This window comes from Microbacterium sp. 70-16 (genome assembly GCF_001898315.1).
GTDB lineage: Bacteria > Actinomycetota > Actinomycetes > Actinomycetales > Microbacteriaceae > Microbacterium.
The window spans coordinates 44,199-63,865 of the sequence record NZ_MKTQ01000029.1; the positions used below are offsets into that span (position 1 = coordinate 44,199).

18 protein-coding genes and 1 pseudogene are annotated in these 19,667 nt (G+C 69.7%); 6 read left to right on the forward strand and 13 right to left on the reverse strand.

The features are described from left to right. The first annotated feature begins 48 nt into the window (after window positions 1-48). The 3 genes from BGO46_RS13730 (at window position 49) to BGO46_RS13740 (ending at window position 2,724) form a co-directional block, all read left to right on the forward strand. Window positions 49-954, forward strand: a complete 906-nt coding sequence (locus BGO46_RS13730; protein ID WP_292675032.1) for a MetQ/NlpA family ABC transporter substrate-binding protein — start codon at window positions 49-51, stop codon at window positions 952-954. An 80-nt stretch (window positions 955-1,034) separates the two neighbouring features. Further along, window positions 1,035-2,072 (forward strand): methionine ABC transporter ATP-binding protein, encoded by a 1,038-nt coding sequence (locus BGO46_RS13735; protein WP_292675029.1) that lies wholly within the window; start codon window positions 1,035-1,037, stop codon window positions 2,070-2,072. Then, complete coding sequence (locus BGO46_RS13740) at window positions 2,065-2,724, forward strand: ABC transporter permease subunit (RefSeq protein ID WP_292675026.1); 660 nt, start codon at window positions 2,065-2,067, stop codon at window positions 2,722-2,724. Before BGO46_RS13735 ends, BGO46_RS13740 begins: the two co-directional genes overlap by 8 nt. Before the next feature lie 19 nt (window positions 2,725-2,743). Here the strand turns inward: BGO46_RS13740 and BGO46_RS13745 are convergent, their stop codons facing one another. The 9 genes from BGO46_RS13745 to BGO46_RS13785 form a co-directional block, all read right to left on the reverse strand. Next, complete coding sequence (locus tag BGO46_RS13745) at window positions 2,744-4,246, reverse strand: alpha/beta hydrolase (RefSeq protein ID WP_292675158.1); 1,503 nt, start codon at window positions 4,244-4,246, stop codon at window positions 2,744-2,746. Between the two features lie 53 nt (window positions 4,247-4,299). Then, window positions 4,300-5,454 (reverse strand): DNA polymerase III subunit delta', encoded by a 1,155-nt coding sequence (locus BGO46_RS13750; protein ID WP_292675022.1) that lies wholly within the window; start codon window positions 5,452-5,454, stop codon window positions 4,300-4,302. A gap of 10 nt (window positions 5,455-5,464) precedes the next feature. After that, window positions 5,465-6,121, reverse strand: a complete 657-nt coding sequence (gene tmk / locus BGO46_RS13755) for a dTMP kinase (protein WP_292675019.1) — start codon at window positions 6,119-6,121, stop codon at window positions 5,465-5,467. Continuing rightward, window positions 6,121-8,847 (reverse strand): type I DNA topoisomerase, encoded by a 2,727-nt coding sequence (topA, locus tag BGO46_RS13760; protein WP_292675017.1) that lies wholly within the window; start codon window positions 8,845-8,847, stop codon window positions 6,121-6,123. The genes tmk and topA overlap by 1 nt, the downstream gene beginning before the upstream one ends. A gap of 97 nt (window positions 8,848-8,944) precedes the next feature. Continuing rightward, window positions 8,945-9,271 carry a helicase gene (locus BGO46_RS13765; RefSeq protein WP_292675014.1) on the reverse strand — a complete coding sequence of 109 codons (327 nt, stop codon included), beginning with the start codon at window positions 9,269-9,271 and terminating at the stop codon, window positions 8,945-8,947. Then, the gene (locus tag BGO46_RS13770) at window positions 9,271-9,603 is read right to left on the reverse strand and encodes a TadE family type IV pilus minor pilin (protein ID WP_299986305.1); all 333 of its coding nucleotides are present in this window, start codon (window positions 9,601-9,603) and stop codon (window positions 9,271-9,273) included. Before BGO46_RS13770 ends, BGO46_RS13765 begins: the two co-directional genes overlap by 1 nt. Before the next feature lie 2 nt (window positions 9,604-9,605). Then, window positions 9,606-9,803 carry a DUF4244 domain-containing protein gene (locus BGO46_RS13775; RefSeq protein ID WP_292675155.1) on the reverse strand — a complete coding sequence of 66 codons (198 nt, stop codon included), beginning with the start codon at window positions 9,801-9,803 and terminating at the stop codon, window positions 9,606-9,608. A 126-nt stretch (window positions 9,804-9,929) separates the two neighbouring features. Next, window positions 9,930-10,832 carry a type II secretion system F family protein gene (locus tag BGO46_RS13780; protein ID WP_292675008.1) on the reverse strand — a complete coding sequence of 301 codons (903 nt, stop codon included), beginning with the start codon at window positions 10,830-10,832 and terminating at the stop codon, window positions 9,930-9,932. Continuing rightward, a complete protein-coding gene (locus BGO46_RS13785) occupies window positions 10,829-11,941 on the reverse strand; it encodes a TadA family conjugal transfer-associated ATPase (RefSeq protein WP_292675005.1) in 1,113 nt (370 codons plus the stop codon). The genes BGO46_RS13780 and BGO46_RS13785 overlap by 4 nt, the downstream gene beginning before the upstream one ends. Before the next feature lie 380 nt (window positions 11,942-12,321). Here BGO46_RS13785 and acs point away from each other — a divergent pair, with 380 nt between their 5' ends. Further along, entirely contained in the window at window positions 12,322-14,292 is a 1,971-nt protein-coding gene (gene acs / locus BGO46_RS13790) for an acetate--CoA ligase (protein ID WP_292675002.1), read from the forward strand. Window positions 14,293-14,885: 593 nt separating this feature from the next. Then, window positions 14,886-15,797 carry a hypothetical protein gene (locus BGO46_RS13795; RefSeq protein ID WP_292674999.1) on the forward strand — a complete coding sequence of 304 codons (912 nt, stop codon included), beginning with the start codon at window positions 14,886-14,888 and terminating at the stop codon, window positions 15,795-15,797. Between the two features lie 27 nt (window positions 15,798-15,824). Here the strand turns inward: BGO46_RS13795 and BGO46_RS13800 are convergent. Then, a pseudogene (locus tag BGO46_RS13800) lies at window positions 15,825-15,968 on the reverse strand (Atu1372/SO_1960 family protein); the annotation flags it as partial. Window positions 15,969-16,190: 222 nt separating this feature from the next. Continuing rightward, window positions 16,191-16,808, reverse strand: coding sequence for a TetR family transcriptional regulator (locus tag BGO46_RS13805; protein WP_292674997.1), 618 nt, complete (start codon window positions 16,806-16,808; stop codon window positions 16,191-16,193). Between the two features lie 106 nt (window positions 16,809-16,914). Here BGO46_RS13805 and BGO46_RS13810 point away from each other — a divergent pair, with 106 nt between their 5' ends. After that, window positions 16,915-18,753 carry a hypothetical protein gene (locus BGO46_RS13810; protein WP_292674995.1) on the forward strand — a complete coding sequence of 613 codons (1,839 nt, stop codon included), beginning with the start codon at window positions 16,915-16,917 and terminating at the stop codon, window positions 18,751-18,753. A gap of 186 nt (window positions 18,754-18,939) precedes the next feature. On the opposite strand, the gene BGO46_RS13815 is transcribed toward BGO46_RS13810, so the two are convergent. Further along, a complete protein-coding gene (locus tag BGO46_RS13815; protein ID WP_292674992.1) occupies window positions 18,940-19,398 on the reverse strand; it encodes a RidA family protein in 459 nt (152 codons plus the stop codon). Beyond that, window positions 19,395-19,616 carry a DUF4177 domain-containing protein gene (locus BGO46_RS13820; protein ID WP_292674989.1) on the reverse strand — a complete coding sequence of 74 codons (222 nt, stop codon included), beginning with the start codon at window positions 19,614-19,616 and terminating at the stop codon, window positions 19,395-19,397. The genes BGO46_RS13815 and BGO46_RS13820 overlap by 4 nt, the downstream gene beginning before the upstream one ends. Between the last annotated feature and the right edge of the window lie 51 nt (window positions 19,617-19,667).

The window sequence follows — 19,667 nt, forward strand, 5'->3', positions numbered from 1 at the left end:
ATCCCTCCTCCGCGCTGAGCGGTGCCCCGATACACAAGGAGCACCACCATGTCCAAGAAGTCCCTGGCCGCCGTCGCGCTGGCCCTCCCCCTCGCGATCCTGCTGGGCGCCTGTTCCTCGGGCACCGCTGACCCCGCGACCAGCGGCAGCGCCGACGCGGTGTCGACCGAGACGGTCCGCATCGGTGTCGTCGGCGCCGGCGACCCGTACTGGGAGACCTACAAGGAGGCCGCCGCGGCCGAGGGCATCGACGTCGAGATCGTCAACTTCGACTCGTACGACCAGCCCAACCCGGCGCTGTCGGCGGGCGAGCTCGACCTCAACCAGTTCCAGCACATCATCTACCTCGCGACCTACAACGTGAACGCGGGCGACGACCTGCAGCCGATCGGTGCGACGGCCATCTACCCGCTGGGCCTGTACTCGACGAAGTACACCGACGTGGCTGACATCCCCGAGGGCGAGACCATCGCCGTCCCGAACGACGAGTCGAACCAGGCGCGTGCGCTGCTCGTGCTGCAGTCGGCGGGCCTGATCGAGCTGAAGGACGGCGGATCGATCTTCTCGACCGTCGCCGACATCGAGGACGGCTCGAAGGTCAAGGTCGAGGCCGTCGCCGCCGACTTCACGGCATCGTCGCTGCCCGACTTCGCCGGCGCCGTCGTCAACAACGACTTCGTCTCGAAGTCGGGTCTCACGAGCGACCAGCTGCTCGCGCAGGACGACCCGTCCGACCCGGCGTCGTTCCCGTACGTCAACATCTTCGCCGCGCGCGCCGCAGACGTCGACAACCCGACGTACCTCAAGCTCGTCGAGATCTACCAGGACACGACCGCCGTGCAGGAGGGTGTGCTCGAGGCATCCGGCGGCACCGGCGTGCTCGTCAAGACGCCGGTCGCCGACCTCGTCACCTCGCTGAACGACACCGAGGACGACATCCGCGCGAACCAGTGATCCGCAGCTGACACGATGTGAGGCGAGGCCTGCCCAGGCTTCGCCTCACATCCGTGTCTGCGACGCCGACAGGAGTCCCCATGACCCTCATCCGCCTCTCCGGCGCGACCAAGATCTTCGACGCGACGGCGAAGGATGCCGAGCCGGTGCGCGCCGTCGACGACGTCTCGCTCGACGTCGCCGCGGGCGAGATCTGCGGCATCATCGGCTACTCGGGCGCCGGCAAATCGACCGTGCTGCGCCTGGTGAACGCGCTCGAGCTGCCCACGAGCGGTTCCGTCGAGATCGACGGCGTCGACATCACCCGCCTCGGTGAACGGGAACTGCGCCGCCTGCGCGGTGACATCGGCATGATCTTCCAGCAGTTCAACCTCTTCGAATCGCGCACCGTGGCCGGAAACGTCGCCTACCCGCTCGAAGTCGCGGGAGCCCCGCGCGCCGAGATCCGCACGCGCGTCGCGGAGCTTCTCGAGTTCGTGGGCCTCACCGGCAAGGCCACCAGCTACCCCGAGCAGCTCTCCGGCGGCCAGAAGCAGCGCGTCGGCATCGCCCGCGCGCTCGCGACGAGCCCGCGCATCCTGCTGGCCGACGAGGCCACGAGCGCCCTCGACCCCGACACGACGCAGGAAGTGCTCGCGCTGCTTAAGCGCGTGAACACCGAGCTCGGCGTGACGATCCTCGTGATCACACACGAGATGGACGTCATCCGCACGATCGCCGACCGCGTCGTCGTCATGGAGCACGGCCGCATCATCGAGCAGGGCACGGTGTTCGACATCCTCTCCGCTCCCCAGCACGCCGCGACCGCCCGCTTCGTCGCGAGCATCATCGAAGACGTCCCCACCGGCGACGACCTCGACGCCCTGCGCGCCCGCCACCCCGGCCGCATCGTCACGCTCGACGTGCGCGAGGGCGCCGCCGCCCAAGGCGACGTGTTCGCCGCGCTCGCGGCGCACGGCGTGCGGTTCGAAGTCGTACACGGCGGCATCAACGACATCCGCGGACGCGTGTTCGGCCACCTGACCCTGGCGCTGACCGGCGAGAAGGATGCCGTGGAGCGGGCGATCGCCGCGGCCTCCGCCTTCGCCACCCTGATCGAGGAGGACGCCCGTGGATAGGCTCATCGACCTGCTGCCCGAACTGTGGAGCGCCACGGTCGAGACGCTCTATGTCGCCAGCGCTGCCCTGATCCTGGGCGGGCTCGGCGGACTCGTCCTGGGCATGGCGCTGTACGCGACCCGCCCCGGCAGCCTGTTCCCGAACCGCGTCGTGTTCGGCATCCTCAACGTCATCGTCAACACGATCCGACCGATCCCGTTCATCATCCTGCTCGCCGCCGTGCAGCCGATCGCCCGCAGCGTGGGCCTGCCCGGTATCGGCGTGCCGTTCGGGATCTTCGCGATCACGATCGCCTCACTGTTCGCCATCAGCCGCATCGTCGAGCAGAACCTGCTGACGGTGCGACCCGGCGTCATCGAGGCGGCGCGCGCCGCCGGAGCGAGCCGGTCGCGGATCCTGTTCCGGCTGATCCCGCGCGAAGCCCTCGGGCCGCTCATCCTCGGGTACACGTTCGTCGTCGTCGCCCTCGTCGACATGACGGCGATGGCCGGTGCGGTCGCCGCGGGTGGCCTCGGCGAGTTCGCGATCAACTACGGCTTCAAGCAGTTCAACCCGTGGGTCACCTGGTCGGCGGTGCTCGTCATCGTCATCATCGTGCAGGCCGTGCAGTTCCTCGGCAACGGGCTGGCGCGCCGCATCCTGCGTCGCTGACGGGCAGCACAGGACCGGATCAGGCGCTGCAGGTGAGGCCGTCCTGCGGCACCGTGCCGTCGACGAGGTAGCTCTCGACGGCCGTGTCGACGCACGTGTTGCCCTTGTTGTAGCCCGTGTGGCCTTCGCCCTCGCGCGTGACGAGCACGCCCGACGACAGTTGCTCGGCCAGCGACACCGACCACGCATAGGGCGTCGCGGGGTCGTTGGTCGTGCCGACCACGACGATCGGCGCGGCGCCGTCGGCGGTGATGCGCTCACGCACGCCGGTCGGTGCGTAGGGCCACACCTCGCAGACGTCGACGCCGTCCCAGTACGGCGCGATCGTCGGCGCCTGCGCGGCGATGAGGGCGTCGGAGGCATCCTGATCGGCCTGTGAATCATCGACCGGGTAATCCATGCAGTTGTACGCACGGAACGCCTCGGTCGAGTTGTCCTGGTAGGTGCCGTCGTCGTTGCGGCCGTTGTAGAAGTCGGCGAGCAGGAACGCCATGTCGGCATCGCCCGACAGCGCGTCCGACAGCGCCTGCGTGAGGTAGGTCCAGTTGCTCTCGGAGTACAGGGCGGCGATGATGGCCGTCATCAGCGAGTCTGCGCCGAGCATCCGTCCGTCGCTCGCGCGCAGCGGGTTCGCGTCGACGCTCGCCAGCAGCGTGCTCAGGTCGCCCATGGCCTCATCGAGCGTGCCGCTGAACGGGCAGTCACTGCCGCTCAGGCAGTCCATCATGTAGGCGCGCAGCGCCGATTCGAAGCCGACCGCCTGCGTCGTGCCCACATCGAGGCCCGAGACGGACGGATCGATCGCGCCGTCGAGCACGAGCCTGCCCACCCGCTCGGGGAACAGCTTCGCGTACGTGGCCCCGAGGAACGTCCCGTACGAGTAGCCGAGGTAGTTCAGCTTCTCGTCACCGAGCACGGCGCGCAGCAGATCCATGTCGCGGGCCGCGTTGTCGGTCGTGATGTACGGCAGGATGCCGTCGGAGTTCGCCTCGCACGCCTGCACGAACTGCTCGTTGCGCGCCGTGAGCTCGGCTGTCCAGCCGTCGCTGCCGCGCGGGTCGGCCGGGATGTCGTACAGCATGTGGTCCATGTCGGCCGGGTCGAGACAGGCCACCGCCGTCGACCGCCCCACACCGCGCGGGTCGAACCCAATGACGTCGTACGCAGTGAGCACGGGCGCGCTGACCGCGTAGCTCGCCGAGTCGGCGATGAGGTCGTACCCGCTCGCGCCCGGGCCGCCGGGGTTGGTCAGCAGCGACCCGATCGCGTCGCCGTCGGTCGCCGCGCGTCGGATGAGCGCCAGATCGATCGTCCCCGCGTTCGGGTCGGTCCAGTCCAGCGGCGCCGTCACGGTCGTGCAGTCGTAGCTGCCGGCGTCGGCACCGCTGCACGAGGTCCAGTCGACGGTCTGGCCGTAGAAGTCCTCGAAGCCCGCCGGAGCTCCGTCGGTGACCGGCTCGCGGCTCGGCGCCGGTGTGGCCACCGTGTCGGGAATCGCGGCGGCGAGGCATCCGGTCAGCATCGTCGCGGCGACGGCGAGGCCGGCCACGACGGCGAGGGCGCGTCGAGTGAGGTTCACGGGGTCCTTCCGCTCGCGACCGTCACCAGCATGCTCTCCAGCGCCAGCGCCGGAGCGGCATTGCCTTCGAGGTTGGTGCGGGTCGCCGAGATCTGGTCGAGCACGGTCAGGGTGCGCTGCGGGGTCCAGGCGGCCGCGAGCGCGGTGATCTCATCGGTGAGTTCGCGGTTGATGAGGTCGTCGGTGCGGCCGAACTGCAGCATGAGGGTGTCGCGGAACATCGACTCGAGGTCGGTCAGCACGCGGTCGATCCCGTCGCGCAGGCTGCGCGTCGCGCGGCGCTTCTGCTCGTCCTCGAGCGCGCCGAGCTGCCCGCGCACGGCGGGCGGCACGGCCGCGCCGGGAGCGATGCCGAGGGTGCGCAGCAGCGCCTCGCGCTCGGCTTCGTCGCGTTCGGCGGTCAGCGCCTTCGCGTCGTCGGTCGCGAGCTGCACGATGCGCGCCGCGGTCTCGACGGCCGTGCCCACCCCGCGCACGCCGAGCACGGCGCGCAGCGTCTCGTCGCGGCGCGCACGGGCATCCGCGTCGGTCGCGAGGCGCACGGCCATGCCGATGTGCCGCTGCGCGAGCCGTGCGGACTGCTCGGCGACCTGCTCGTCGACGCCCGTGCGCAGCGCGATCAGACGCGCGACGTCGGCGACCTCGGGCTCGTGCAGGCGCACCGTGCGCACGCGCGAGCGGATCGTCGGCAGCAGGTCGGCCTCACTCGGCGCGCAGAGGATCCACACGGTGCGCTCGGGCGGTTCTTCCAGCGCCTTCAGCAGCACGTTCGAGGTGCGCTCGACCATGCGGTCGGCGTCTTCCATCACCATGACGCGGTAGCGCCCCAGCGACGGCGAGAAGTACGACCGCTCGACGAGAGCGCGGGCATCTTTGATCGAGATGATGACGCCCTCGGTGCGCAGCGCCGTCAGGTCGGGATGCGTGCCCGCCAGCACCTGCCGCATCGCGTTCTCGTCGCCGGGTTCGGCGATGAGCGCCGCCGCGAACGCGTTCGCGAGAGTCGAACGACCCGAGCCTGCCGGACCCGTGATGAGCCACGCGTGCGCGAGCTGGGAGGGATCGGATGCCGCGGCCTGCAACTGCTGCAGAGCGGCATCCTGCCCCCAGACCTCGCTCCACGGGAGCGCAGCAACGGCGGGCGAAGTCATACAGCCCAGCCTACGGCGTGCCTCCGACGCCGCGACGCGGGCTTCGCGCGAGCGCGGCGCTCACCCGCGCGCGCACGGCCGCCGCAAGGTCGGCGGCAGGCAGGCTCGCGTCGAGCACCAGGAAGCGGTCGGGTTCGGCGGATGCCAGGTCGAGGAACGCCGCGCGCACGCGCGCGTGGAAGTCCGCCTTTTCCGCCTCAAGCCGGTCGAACGGCTTGTCGTCGGCGTCCAGCCGGGCACGGGCCGCGGCCGGGTCGAGGTCGAGCAGCACCGTCACGTCGGGGAGAGCCCCTTCGGCGGCCCACAGCGACAGGTCGCGGATCTCGGTGGCATCCAGCACCCGCCCGGCACCCTGGTAGGCGACCGACGAGTCGAGGTAGCGGTCCTGGATGACGATCTCGCCGCGCTCCAGCGCGGGGCGCACCAGCGTCGCGACGTGGTGCGCGCGATCGGCCGCATACAGCAGCGCCTCGGCGCGCGGCGCGACATCGCCGCGATGGTGCAGCACGATGTCGCGCACGAGCGTGCCGACCTCGGTGCCGCCGGGCTCACGGGTGCGCACGACGGTGCGTCCCTGCGCGCGCAGCCACTCTTCGAGCAGAGCGGCCTGCGTCGTCTTGCCCGCGCCGTCGCCGCCTTCGAAGGTGATCCAGAGCCCGCGCGCCATCACTTCTTCTTGGCGGCGGCCGTGCGGGTCGCCGTGCTGCGCCGCGTCGTGCGCTTGGGGGCGGGGCCCTTCGCGCGCTTGTCGGCGAGCATCTGCACCGCGATCTCGAACGTGATGTCGTCGGCGGTCTGGCCGCGCGGGATCGTCACGTTGGTCGTGCCGTCGGTGACGTACGCACCGAAGCGGCCGTCCTTGATGCGGATCGGCTTCTCGCTCACGGGGTCTGCCGCGAACTCCTTGAGCGAGGTCGCCGCACGGTTGGCGTACTTCGGCTGCGCGTAGATCTCGAGGGCCTGCTCGAGCGTGATGTCGAAGATCTGGTCTTCGCTCGAGATCGACCGCGAGTCGGTGCCGCGCTTGATGTACGGGCCGTACGGACCGTTCTGCGCCGTGATCGGCGTCTCGGTCTCGGGATCGATGCCGACGGTGCGCGGCAGCGAGAACAGCTTCAGGGCGGTGTCGAGGTCGATCGTGTCGGGCGACATGCTCTTGAACAGCGACGCGCGGCGCGGCTTGGGGGCTTCGACCTTCTTCGTGCGCTTCTTGGGCGCATCGGGGTCGACGACGGGCTCGGGCTCGGCGGGCAGCACCTCTTCGAGGTAGGGGCCGAACCGGCCGTCCTTCACGACGATGTCGCGGCCGTTGTCGGGGTTCTGCCCGAGCACGCGGTCGCCCGCGATCGGGGCGTCGATGAGCTCGCGCGCCTTCTCGGGCGTGAGCTCGTCGGGGGCCAGGTCGCCGGGAACGTTGACGATGCGCGACGTGCCGTCTTCGTTCGGGACGTCGAGGTACGGACCGTAGCGGCCGAAGCGCAGCGTCGCGACGTCGCCGATGCGCGTCGCGTTGATCTCGCGCGCGTCGATCTCACCCAGGTTGTCGAGGATGTTGCGCAGGCCTACGTGCTCGTCCGAGCCGAAGTAGAACTCCTGCAGCCACTCGACGCGCTGCTGCTCGCCACGCGCGATCGCGTCGAGGTCGTCTTCGAGCGCCGCCGTGAAGTCATAGTCGACGAGCTCGGTGAAGTGCTGCTCGAGCAGGCGTACGACGCTGAACGCGAGCCAACTCGGCACGAGCGCCTGACCGCGCTTGGTGACGTACTCGCGGTTGATGATGACGTCGATGATGCTCGCGAACGTCGACGGGCGACCGATGCCCTTCTCTTCCAGCGCCTTGACCAGGCTCGCCTCGGTGTAGCGGGGCTTGGGACTGGTCGAGTGACCCTTCGGCTCGATCTCGCGCAGGGTCAGCACATCGCCGACGGCCAACTGCGGCAGCGACTGGTCGTCGCTCTTGTCGTTGTCGCCGCGCTTCTCGTCGCGGCCCTCCTCGTACGCCTCGAGGAACCCCTTGAAGGTGTACACGGTGCCGGATGCCGTGAACGAGGCGGTCTTCCACGTGACGGCGCCGCCCGCGGAGGTGTCTGCCTCCATCACGACGGTCGTGGTCTCGTACTTCGCGTCGGACATCTGCGAGGCGACGGTGCGCTTCCAGATGAGGTCATACAGGCGCAGCTCGTCGCGATCGAGGCCGGACGACACCGACGCGGGCGTGCGGAACTCTTCGCCCGACGGACGGATCGCCTCGTGCGCCTCCTGCGCGTTCTTGCTGTTGTTGCGGTAGCTGCGCGGGTTCGCGGGCACCGCGGTGTCGCCGTACAGCGCGACGGCCTGTGCGCGCGCGGCGGCGATCGCCTGCGTCGACAGCGCCGTCGAGTCGGTGCGCATATAAGTGATGTAGCCCTTCTCGTAGAGCCGCTGTGCGACGCCCATGGCGTGCTTGGCGCTCATCGAGAGCTTGCGACCGGCCTCCTGCTGGAGGGTCGAGGTCGTGAACGGGGGCTTGGGGCTGCGCGTGCCGGGCTTGGCTTCGACCGAAACGACGACGGCTTCGCCGGCCGCCTCCAGCGCGCCGGCGAGCGCGCGTGCCTGCGCCTCGGCGAGGACGACGACGGCCTTGCGCAGCTGGCCCGCGTCGTCGAAGTCGGTGCCGCGCGCGAGCGGTGCACCGTCGAGACGCGCGAGGCGCGTCGCGAAGGCATCCGCACTCTCGGCGTTCGGGGCGGCGACGGCCTCGACATCCCAGTAGTCGGCCGAGACGAACGCGATGCGCTCGCGCTCGCGGTCGACGACGAGGCGGGTGGCGGCGGACTGCACGCGACCTGCGGAAGTGCCCTGGCCGACCTTGCGGCGCGTGACGTCGGAGACGTCCCAGCCGTAGAGGCGGTCGAGGATGCGGCGGGTCTCTTGCGCGTCGACGAGGGCGAGGTCGAGTTCGCGCGTGTTGCCGACGGCTGCCTGGATGGCATCCTTCGTGATCTCGTGGAACACCATGCGCTTGACCGGCACCTTGGGCTTGAGGGCCTGCAGCAGGTGCCACGCGATGGCTTCGCCTTCGCGGTCTTCATCGGTGGCGAGCAGAAGCTCGTCGGCGTTCTTGAGTGCGCGCTTGAGTTCGGCGACGGTCTTCTTGCCGCGATCGCTCTCGACATAGAGAGGAGTGAAGCCGTTCTCGATGTCGATCGAGTACTTGCCGACCGAGGTCTTCTTCAGCTCGGCGGGGATGTCCTTCTTGTCGGCGAGGTCGCGGATGTGGCCGACCGAGCTGAGCACCTCGTAACCATCACCGAGGTACCCCTGGATCGATCGCATCTTCGTCGGCGACTCGACGATGACGAGCTTCTTTCCGGGTGTCGCGCTCGATGCCGGTGCCTTGGTGCTCTGGGCCACGTGGCGTCCTTTCTTCGATGCACACCATACACACGTGCCGGACATGAGAAGGCTGTGAGAGCACAACCCGTTATCGACGGGGCCTCGACGCGTGACGTCACGGCGAGGCCGACGCGGGCCCCGCCCGCGCCCGCGCTTCGGCGGTGAGCAGGCCCGCGCCGACCCGCACCCGGACAGTGGCGACGAGCCCGTCCACGTCGCACGTGACGACGATGGCACCGGATGCCCCGGCAAGCGCTGCGGCACGTTCGCACGGCACGCCCGTCACGGCGCCGGATGCCGTGTCGGCGGCGGCGAGCGCGGCGGCGTCGGCCACTCCCGAGGCGTGCGCACCGCGGATGACCGCCGTGCCCACGGCGCTGCCGCCGAGGGCGAGCACGGCGGTCGCGGCCAGGACGCCGACACCCAGCGCGACGCCGGCCATCAGCGCCCACCCGACAGCGCGCACGAGCGTGCCCGCAGGTCGGGCAGCGGCAGCGGGAGATGCGTGGGGGCGGATGCCGTGACACACACCAGATCGCCGTCGGTCGTGACGCCGTCGACGGTGCCACCCGCGACGGCGGCGACGATCTCGGCCACGCGCGCGCTCGGCTCGCCGCGCGCGGCGAGTCGAGCTGCCTGCGCGACGCCCTGCTCGAGGCGCACCTGACGACCGGCGGCCGCGAGGCCACCGATCGTCAGGGCCACCACCAGGACGACGGCCGGCACGACGACGGCGAACTCCGCCGTCGCCGAGCCTCGATCGCCGCGCAACACGATCACGCCACGGTGAGCGCGCGACGCACGAGATCGGTCAGGATACCGCGGACTTCATCTGACCGCATGATGACCACGAGCAGCCCCGCGAAGGCCACGGCGGCCATCGTCGCCACGGCGTACTCGGCGGTCGCGGCCCCCGTGTCGTCGCCGAACGCGGCCGCGGCGCGACGGCGGGTCAAGCGGGGCAACGGGGGCAGGGTCGGCAGGGCCGACGTGGGGTGCACGCCGGCGCGGAACGGGTTCAGTGCGGTGGGGAACATGGTGTCTCCTTCTTCAGGGGCCTTCTTGGCGGGTTGTAGATGGGCGGGCACGATCGGGGCGCGTCACGGCGACGCGAGCAGGGGTGCGGAGACCGCCAGGACCGACAGCAGCATCGGCCCGACGCCCAACAGCAGGAACGCCGGCAGGGTGCACAGGCCCATCGGCAGCAGCAGGCGTGCGCCGAGCCGCGCAGCGCGGAGGCGCCCTTCGGTGCGGGCGCGACGACGGATGTCGGCGGAGGTGGCACGCAGCAGGTCGACCGCCGGCGCGCCGGCGCGCTCAGACAGCGCGAGCACGTCGTCGATCTCGGGCTCGGGATCGCCACCACCCGAGGAGGCGACGACGGCGAGCGCACGCTCGATCGAGACGCCGCTCGACAGCGCGATCGCGATCGTGTCGCCCTGCACGCCGGGCAAGCTGGGCGCCGGCTGCGCCGCCGCGACCAGGCGGCTGCTCCACCGGTGGGCCGTGAGCATGAGCACGATGCCTGCCACGATGCAAACGATGCCGGCCGGCTGTGTCAACGTCGAGACGATATCGAAGCCGAGCGCCGCGCCGAGCCCGATCGCGACGAGAGGCAGCCACGAGACGAGCCGTGCCGTCGCCGCCGGGTCGGCGAGCGCGACGGCGACGTCGTCGCGGGTCTCTTGCGCTTCGCGCAGGGCATCCGCGAATCGGCGCAGACTCGGCGCGAGTGGCGCGCCGACCGTCTCGGCGACTCGCCACGCGACGGCGACCTCGCCCCACGCCCCGGGCTGGCGGGCGAGCACGTCGCCGACCGGCGCGGCGTCCACGACGACCGCACCGGCGACCTCGTCGCCGCCGTCGGCGAGAAGCTGCCACGTGCGTGCCGGGGTGACGCCCGCCTCCAGCAGCACTGCGAGCCGCTGTACGGATGCCGCCGCCGATGCCGCCGCCTGCGCGGCATCCGCCTTGGCGGTTCTTCTGCGCTGAGTCGTCTTCATGTGATCGCCTCGACGCCGAGCCGGCCGTCCTCGAGAACCGGGCGGGCGAATCCCGCGATGCGGCGCACCCCGTCGGTGCCGCGCTCGACGTGCACGACGACACCGATCGCGCTCGTCACCTGCCGCGCCGTCGCGTGGTCGTCCCAGCCGGCGAGCGCACCGAGCGCCTCGAGCCGGGCCGGCAGATCGCGGATGCTGCCGGCGTGCACGGTGCCCGCTCCGCCCTCGTGTCCCGTGTTGAGGGCGGTGAGCAATTCGCGCACCTCTTCTCCGCGGCACTCCCCCACGACGAGGCGATCGGGGCGCATGCGCAGCGCCTCGCGCACGAGCCGGGCAAGCGGCACAGCGCCGGCGCCCTCGAGATTGGGTTGTCGTGCTTCGAGCCGGACGTGGTGCGGGTGCGCGATGCGCAGCTCGGCGACGTCCTCGATCGTGACGATGCGCTCGGAGGCGGGCACCCGACCGAGCAGTGCCGCCAGCAGTGTCGTCTTTCCTGCACCAGTCGCGCCCGTGACCAGGAGGTTGGCCCGACGTTCGACGAGCGCCTCGAGCCTGGCGCCGGTCACCGCGTCGAACATCCCCGACCGGCCGAGCGCGTCGAGGTCCGGCACCTCCACGTGCGGCAGGCGGATCGAGATCGCCGCGCCCGAGCACGCGACCGGCGGCAGCACGGCGTGCACGCGCGCACCGTGCTCCCAGCGCACATCGACGAGCGGCGAGCCGTCGTCCAGATGCCGCCCGCCGATTCCGATGAGCGCCACCGCGAGCGCGCGCAGCTCGTCGGCGCCGGCGCTCCACCCCGCCACCGGCTCGACGCCGTGCCCGCGATCGACGAAGAGGCCGTCGGTGCCGTTGACGAAGACGTCGCTGACGGCGGGGTCTGCCAGCAGATCGCGCAACGGCGCGAGCGCGGGGTGGTCGGGCAACTCGCGACGTGCCGCGGGCGCAACCGGCGCCGCGGCGGCAGCAGACGCAAGAGGCGCAAGAGGCGCAGCCAGGGCATCCACAACAGGCACCGCAGCACCGGCGGCCATCCCCCACGCCTGCGCGGGCGCCTCACGACGCACCGCCTCGGGGATGCGGCGACGGACGATGAACGGCTCGGACATGCCCACGACGGTAGATCGCGCCGGCGCGCCGTGGCGGGCCAGCACGGCGATCCGTGGACAGTCTGCGAAACCCGCCGATTGGGGAGGAGGCGGTGAATTAAGAAGGGCGGCATCCCATTTGGGGGGAAATGGGATGCCGCCTGCGCAGTGCCGTCAGTTGGGGGGGTGATCTGACACTGCGGTGCTCGAATCGAGTTCGGCCGGACACGAGCATACGCATCCAGATCACGGACGAAGAATCCCGGCGCCGTGTCGCCGGCGATATATCACCTGACGAGCGCGCGGCCGACTCCCTACTATCGGAGGTAGTGAGGCCGCGACGGGTCTGGCTAGATTTCCTCCATCCCTCGGGAAACACCGCCGCAAAGGAGCGCGCACTGATGACCAGCCAGATCGACCACCTGCTGACCGAGAACCGCCGATTCGCCCCGTCGCCTGAGTTCGCCGCGAACGCGATCGCGAGCGCCGACCTGTACGCGGCGGCCGAAGCCGACCGCGACGGCTTCTGGGCCGAGCAGGCGCGCGCGCTGCACTGGCACAAGCCCTTCACCCAGGTGCTCGACTGGTCGAACCCACCGTTCGCGCAGTGGTTCGCCGACGGTGAGCTCAACGTTGCGTACAACTGCCTCGACCGCCACGTCGAGGCAGGTCTGGGCGACCGCGTCGCGCTGCTGTGGGAGGGCGAGCCCGGCGACGAGCGCCGCGTCACCTACGCAGAGCTGACCGACGAGGTCAAGCGGCTGGCGAACGTCCTCGGCGACCTCGGCATCGGTGACGGCGACCGCGTCGCGATCTACATGCCGATGATCCCCGAGGCGGTCGCGGCGATGCTGGCCGTCGCCCGCGTCGGCGCGATCCACTCCGTCATCTTCGGCGGCTTCTCGGCCGACAGCCTGCGCACGCGCATCGACGATGCGGGCGCGCGGCTCGTGATCACCTCCGACGGCGGCTACCGTAAGGGCCGCGTCTCGCCGCTCAAGCCCGCCGTCGATCAGGCCCTCGCCGATCGTGGCGCGGGGCCGCAGCAGAGCGTCGAACACGTGATCGTCGTCCAGCGCACCGGTGGTGAGGTCGCGTGGACCGAAGGTCGCGACCTGTGGTGGCACGACGTCGTCGCCACCGCCTCCACCGAGCACGAAGCGCAGCCGTTCCCCGCCGAGAACCCGCTGTTCATCCTCTACACGTCGGGGACGACCGGAAAGCCCAAGGGCATCCTGCACACCTCCGGCGGATATCTGACGCAGGCGGCGTTCACGAACCGGGTCGTGCACGACCTGCACCCCGAGTCCGATGTGTTCTGGTGCACGGCCGACATCGGCTGGGTCACGGGGCACACCTACGTCACGTACGGACCGCTCGCCAACGCGGCGACCCAGGTGCTGTACGAAGGAACGCCGGATGCCCCGCACCCGGGCCGCTGGTGGGAGCTCGTCCAGAAGTACGGCGTGACGATCCTCTACACGGCACCCACGGCGATCCGCTCGTTCATGAAGCTCGGCCGCGAGATCCCGAAGAAGTTCGATCTGTCGTCGATCCGCCTGCTGGGCTCGGTGGGTGAGCCCATCAACCCCGAGGCATGGATGTGGTACCGCAAGATCATCGGCGGCAAGACCGCGCCGATCGTCGACACGTGGTGGCAGACCGAGACGGGCGCGATCATGATCTCAGCCCTGCCCGGCGTCACCGAGACCAAGCCCGGCAGCGCGCAGGTGCCGGTGCCCGGCATCGCCGTCGATGTCGTGGACGAAGACGGCGCGCACGTGGGCAACGGCAACGGCGGACTGCTCGTGCTGACCAAGCCGTGGCCGAGCATGCTGCGCGGCATCTGGGGCGACCCGGAGCGGTTCGTCGAGACGTACTGGGAAAAGTTCCAGAAGCAGGGCTACTACTTCGCCGGCGACGGCGCCCGCCTCGACGAGGACGGCGATGTGTGGTTCCTCGGCCGCGTCGACGACGTCATGAACGTGTCGGGCCACCGCTTGTCGACGACCGAGATCGAGTCGGCACTGGTCGGCAATGAAGCGGTCGCCGAAGCGGCGGTCGTCGGCGCAAGCGACGAGACGACGGGCCAGGCGGTGGTCGCCTTTTGCGTCATCAAAGAGTCGTACATGAAGGAGCACGAGCTCGACGGGTTGGTCGATGGCCTGCGTCGGTGGGTTGGCGAGCAGATCGGCCCCATCGCTCGGCCGCGAGACGTGTACATCGTGACCGAACTGCCGAAGACACGCTCCGGCAAGATCATGCGTCGTCTCCTCCGCGACGTTGCAGAGGGGCGCGATGTGGGCGACACGACGACCCTCGCAGACACGATGGTGATGAGCACGATTCAAGGGCAGGTCAAGAAGCGGTAGCAGCGGGCGATGATCAGCGGCACCGGCTGAACGATATCGCTCTCATCGGCGCGGGATCTCGTGCCGCGAGGGTGTCCGGGTTCGTCCGGGATTGCGGGAACGGCTTGGTACAAGGGCGCGCGGGTTCGTACCTTCGAGGCGACGGATGCGCAGGCGTCCATTCAACTGGACGCCTGCTCACCGAGAGGTTCCCCCATGCCCCACGGCATCCCGTCGGCCCATGCCGCTCACCGTGCGCGAGCGCTGCTCGCGATGATCGTGTCTGCCGTACTGGTGATGTTTGGCCTGGCTGCTGGGTCACTGCGGCCGTCGCCGCAGACGCGGAAAGCTACACGATCCGCGGACACATCTCGGTGCCGGGCGGCGTGACGCCCGCCGACTACCTCGCCGACGCCACGCTGGGGCGGTACGACGACAGCTAGACCTACGGCGCAGACAATGCCTACGGCACGCTGTCGCTCGACAAGACAACCGGCGACTACGAGATCAGGGGCGTCGATGCCGGCCGCTACTCGATCGAGCTCGCGGGATCGACCACGATCGGCGACATCACGGTTCAGTGGCGCGGTGCCGCAGGCGCCAACGAGCCGGCTGTGCCCTGCACGAGCGTCTGCACCGGGGCGGGCACGGGAGTAGGTCTGGACTCGGCGGCGCGCGCCGCGGTGTACAACGTCGCGGTCGTCGACCAGGATGTGGTCGCCCCGGACATCGAGACATCCGCATTCGGGCGGGTCAGCATCGCCGTCACGCTCGCGGATCCCGTCGTTGCCAGCGTCTACGCCGACGTCTGGTTCGAAGTCAGCGCCGACGGCGACGGCGGTGCGACGCGCGGCTCCGTGGAACTCGAGGCGGGTCAGCAGACGGCGAGCTACAGCTTCCTCACCGGGGCCGCCGCAACCTACTCCATCAACGCCTACTACAGGGTGTACGACGGGGAAAACTACACGACGTGGGACCGGATCGGGAGCTTCACGGGCGTCGTCGTCAACGCCTGGACGACCACGACGCTGACTGTCCCGACGGTCACTGGCCCCGAGCCTGCCGAAACAGGTGGACCGTCCGAGGCGGAGCTGACCGCCGATTCCACGTGCGGGGTGTCCGTGCCGGCTTCCGGTACTCGAGGCGCCACGGTTCAGGTGGACGTCGGTGCCGGGTACGCCGCCACCGAGGTCGTCGCGTACATCTTCTCGACGCCCATCTCGCTGGGTGCGCACACGGTCGCCGCCGACGGCACGATCTCGGTGACGATCCCCGCCACCATCGCAGGAGATTCGCATCGGATCGCCGTCTACGCAGGGGACGGGACGCTCATCGGATGGGGTGCGATCACGCTGAGTGCAACCTCGACACCCAGCGGGGAGGCGACCTCGACACCCAGCGGAGACAAGGTGCTGGCCGCGACTGGCGCCGGAGACGTCCGAGGACTCGTCGCGCTCGCCACGCTTCTACTCTCGCTGGGAGGTGTGCTGCTGCTCGTTCGCAGACACCGCCGCGCTACCGCCTGAGCCGCGGGCTGAGAGCGGCGCCGGGGGTCACTCCCAGCGGAAAACAACCTCGACCTCGACGGGGCTATCCAAGGGCAGCACCGGCACACCCACGGCCGACCGCGCGTGCCGCCCTGCCTCGCCGAAGATGTCACCGAGCACTTCGCTGGCGCCCGCCTCGATGAGGACGGGGATGTGTGGTTCCTCGGCCGCGTCGACGACGCCATCAACGTGTCGGGCCACGGCCTGTCGACGACCGAGATCGAGTCGGCACTGGTCGGCAACGAAGCGGTCGCGAAGCGGGCACGGCCATGCGGCGCCTGCTGCGCGACACCGCCGTCATGAGCAATCTCTGCGCAGGTGAAGTAGCGAGGGCCTCGAACGTCTCGCGCCGCTGCTCGTGGTGCGGGGCGCTCACCGCGCGGGGGCGTTGAGTGTCTGCATCCGCTCGCGCACGGTGCGAAACACCGCAGGGTCGAACGGGAAGTCCCCTCCGTCCTCGCCGACCAGCCGCATGACCTCGTCGCCGAGTGTGACGGAGAAGTTCACGATCATCCGCGCCTCGGTGGCGTGATCGGCGTCCACCAGACGAGCGGATGCCGGATGCTTATCAAGCCATCTCTTGATCACTTCCTGCAGCCCGGCGCGACTCGTCCCCGCTGCCCACGACACCGTCGTTGTCGTTCCCGGCTCACGCGCGAAGAGTGCGAATCTCTTGCGCAGGAGTTCGTCATCCCCTTGCCCGCGTACGGACTCCATCACGATCAATGAGGCCGCGACCACGAGATCGTCCTCGTGCGCCGCGAGGATGCGCTCGGTAAGGGCGAGGTCGTATGTCAACGCGGGCCCGAAGATCGCGTGTTCGAGCGACGGGAAGTAGTTGAAGAACGTGCTGCGCGAGACCATCGCAATCGCGCAGACGCGGTCGACCGTCACCGCTTGTACGCCGTCGTCGTAAGCGAGCCCGACCGCCGCTTCTTCCATCGCGCGACGCGCGAGACGCATCTTGCGCCCTCTGAGCCCTTCGGTCATCACTCTCCCCTCGATCCGGATGCCATCCTACGTTCGTCGATACTTGGCTTGTATCCAAAATTGGACCTAGTCCATACTTAACGGAGAACGATCAGAAGGGATCGCCATGCCCCGCCTCACCGAACCACGTCGTCGCGACCGGATGCCACGTGCGCACACCCTCGGCGCGCTGTCAGCGATCACCGGACTCGTCCTCATGACGCTGCCGTTGACCGCCAACGCCGCTGAAGCCGAACGTGTGCTCATCACGACGAGGATCTCGGACGACGTGGCCTCGGCGCCACTGGGCGGCACGACCGTGAGCGTGCACCCCGCAGACGACCCTGATCAGGTGATCGCCACAGGCGTCACGGGCGCCGACGGAACCGTTTCTCTCGACGTGCCGGCGACCGACACCAGCTTCATCGCCGAGGCATCCTGGCGCGGCGCCATCGGCGACCTCGTCGACTCCGCGGCGCGGACCGAGTTCAATCCCGCCCTGGGCGAGCCGGTCTCCGTCGTACTGGGAGGTTCATTCGGCGCCATAGGCGGATCGGTCACGGCGACGACGGATGCGGGACCCGTCTCAGACCTCTCCGGCTCGACCATCACCATTCTCAGCGGCGGCACGGCTGTGCAGCGCATCGCCGTCGCCGCCGACGGCACTTTCACGTCCGGCGCCCTACCGACCACATCCACCGACGACTACAGCATCTCCTTCGAACCCGCCACGGGCTTCACGCTCACCGACGCGCAACCGTCGACCAACCCCGCCTTCGCCCTTCCCCGCGGCGTCGAAAGCCCCAGCACCATCGATGTGACCCGGTCGTTCGCGCTCACCGCGGACAGCGCGACACCGACTCCGACACCGACACCGGATCCCTCGCCGTCGACACCGACACCGACACCGACACCGACACCGGATCCCTCGCCGTCGACTCCGACTCCGACTCCGGATGTACCCTCCATCGGCCCGATTCAGCAGCCCTACGTCACCTTCTTCCAACGCCCCGATGACACCGGCCTTACTGACGTGTTCAGCGGCATATCGGAATCCGAGCTTGCAGCTCTGCTCGCGACCGCGGCAGGCACGCCGAACAGCGCAGTCCCCCTTCTCAACGCCTCAGGACAGGCGCTCGGCCTCGCACAGCAGCCGACGGCGGACAAGGCGGCCGCCGCATCCCAGTTGTTGGCGCCGGTCGTCGCCGACGGACCGGGATTGACCGTGAACCAGATCTCGCTCACCGCGTTCGATCTCGAAGGAGCTCTGCTCGCTGTCCAGAGTGGGCGCGCTCAGCTGCTCGACCAGCAGCTGTCTTCGCAGCTCACGGATGTGCACAAGCGCAACGCCCGCGTCGCCACACTCAACAAGGCCATCTCGGCCCTCCGCGCATACGTCGCCGACCCGACTGACGGATCGCTGGCCGTTGCAGTCACGACCGCAGGCGCGGCGGTGGAGTCGCACGATCTCCTCTCGGCGACGTCGGACTCGCCCGAGGCGAGAACGGCCGCCGCCTCGCTCGTCGCATCGTTGCGCATCGAACTCGACTCCGTCACGAACACTCAGCAGACGGACATGCTGCGGCTGGCCAGCCTGTCGAACAAGCGCAATGACGCGTTCGACATGATGACCGACGTCTTCCAGAAGATGCTGGACTCGCGGTCGGCGATCATCGGCAGCATGCGGTCGACCCCGGTCTCGATCGGCACCGTCCAGTGGGACAGTGGAGCCATCACCGGCCGCTTCGATCTCGCCGCCGTCGAGGACGGCGAGCACCACCTCATCATCACCTTCGACGACATCGGCCTCACAGTGGTCGCCGCGGTCACCGTCGAGCGCCGCGAACTGGCAGCGACCGGCTTCGAGTCGAGTCCGGCTCCCTGGGTGGGTGCTGCCCTGCTTGTGCTCGGGGGCGCGGCGCTGATCGGCTCATCTGTCCGGGCGAGGCGCCACGAGCACGTCTGACCTCGAACTGCAACGGGGATCGTGGCGTGAAAGCGGCGCCTGGGCTCACACCGTCGGCTCAATGTCGCCGACGGCCGTGACATCGGCGACACGACGACGCTCACCGACACCACCGTCCTGAGCGTCCTCTCGGCGCAGGTGAAGTGAGCACGGCCGACGCGAGCGTCGCTGAAATGCGGCGCCGCGTCAGGCCCAGCTGAAGACGACCTCGACCTCGACGGGGCTGTCCAGGGGCAGGACCGGCACGCCCACAGCCGAGCGGGCGTGCCGTCCTGCCTCGCCGAAGATGTCGCCGAGCACTTCGCTGGCACCGTTGATGACGCCGGGCTGTCCGGTGAAATCGGGCACGGATGCCACGAACCCGGTGACCTTCACGACACCGACGAGACGGTCGACACCGCCGACGGCGGCGGCAGCCGCGGCGACGGCGTTCAGCGCGCTCTGGCGCGCGTAGGCCTTGGCATCCTCGGCGTCCACAGTGCCGCCGACCTTGCCGGTCGCGGGCAGCGAGCCCGCCACCATCGGCAGCTGCCCCGAGGTGTAGACGAGGTCGCCGTGCACCGTCGCGGGGAGGTACGCGGCTACCGGCGGAACGACGGACGGCAACTCGATGCCGAGCTCGGCGAGGCGGGCGGCCACGCTCATGCCTGACCGCCCTCGAACTGCTGCGCGGCGACGGCCGCAGCATCCAGCCCGGCGTTGGCGGCACCGCCGCCGGCGGGACGCTTGAAGTAGGCGACGAGCCCACCCTCGGGGCCGGGGACGATCTGCACGAGCTCCCAGCCCTGCTTGCCCCAGTTGTTCAAGATGGCTGCCGTGTTGTGGATCAGCAGCGGCGTCGTGAGGTACTCCCACGTGATCATGAGGGGCTCCTGTGGTGGTGGATCGCGGTCGGGCCGCCGCCGATACGCACG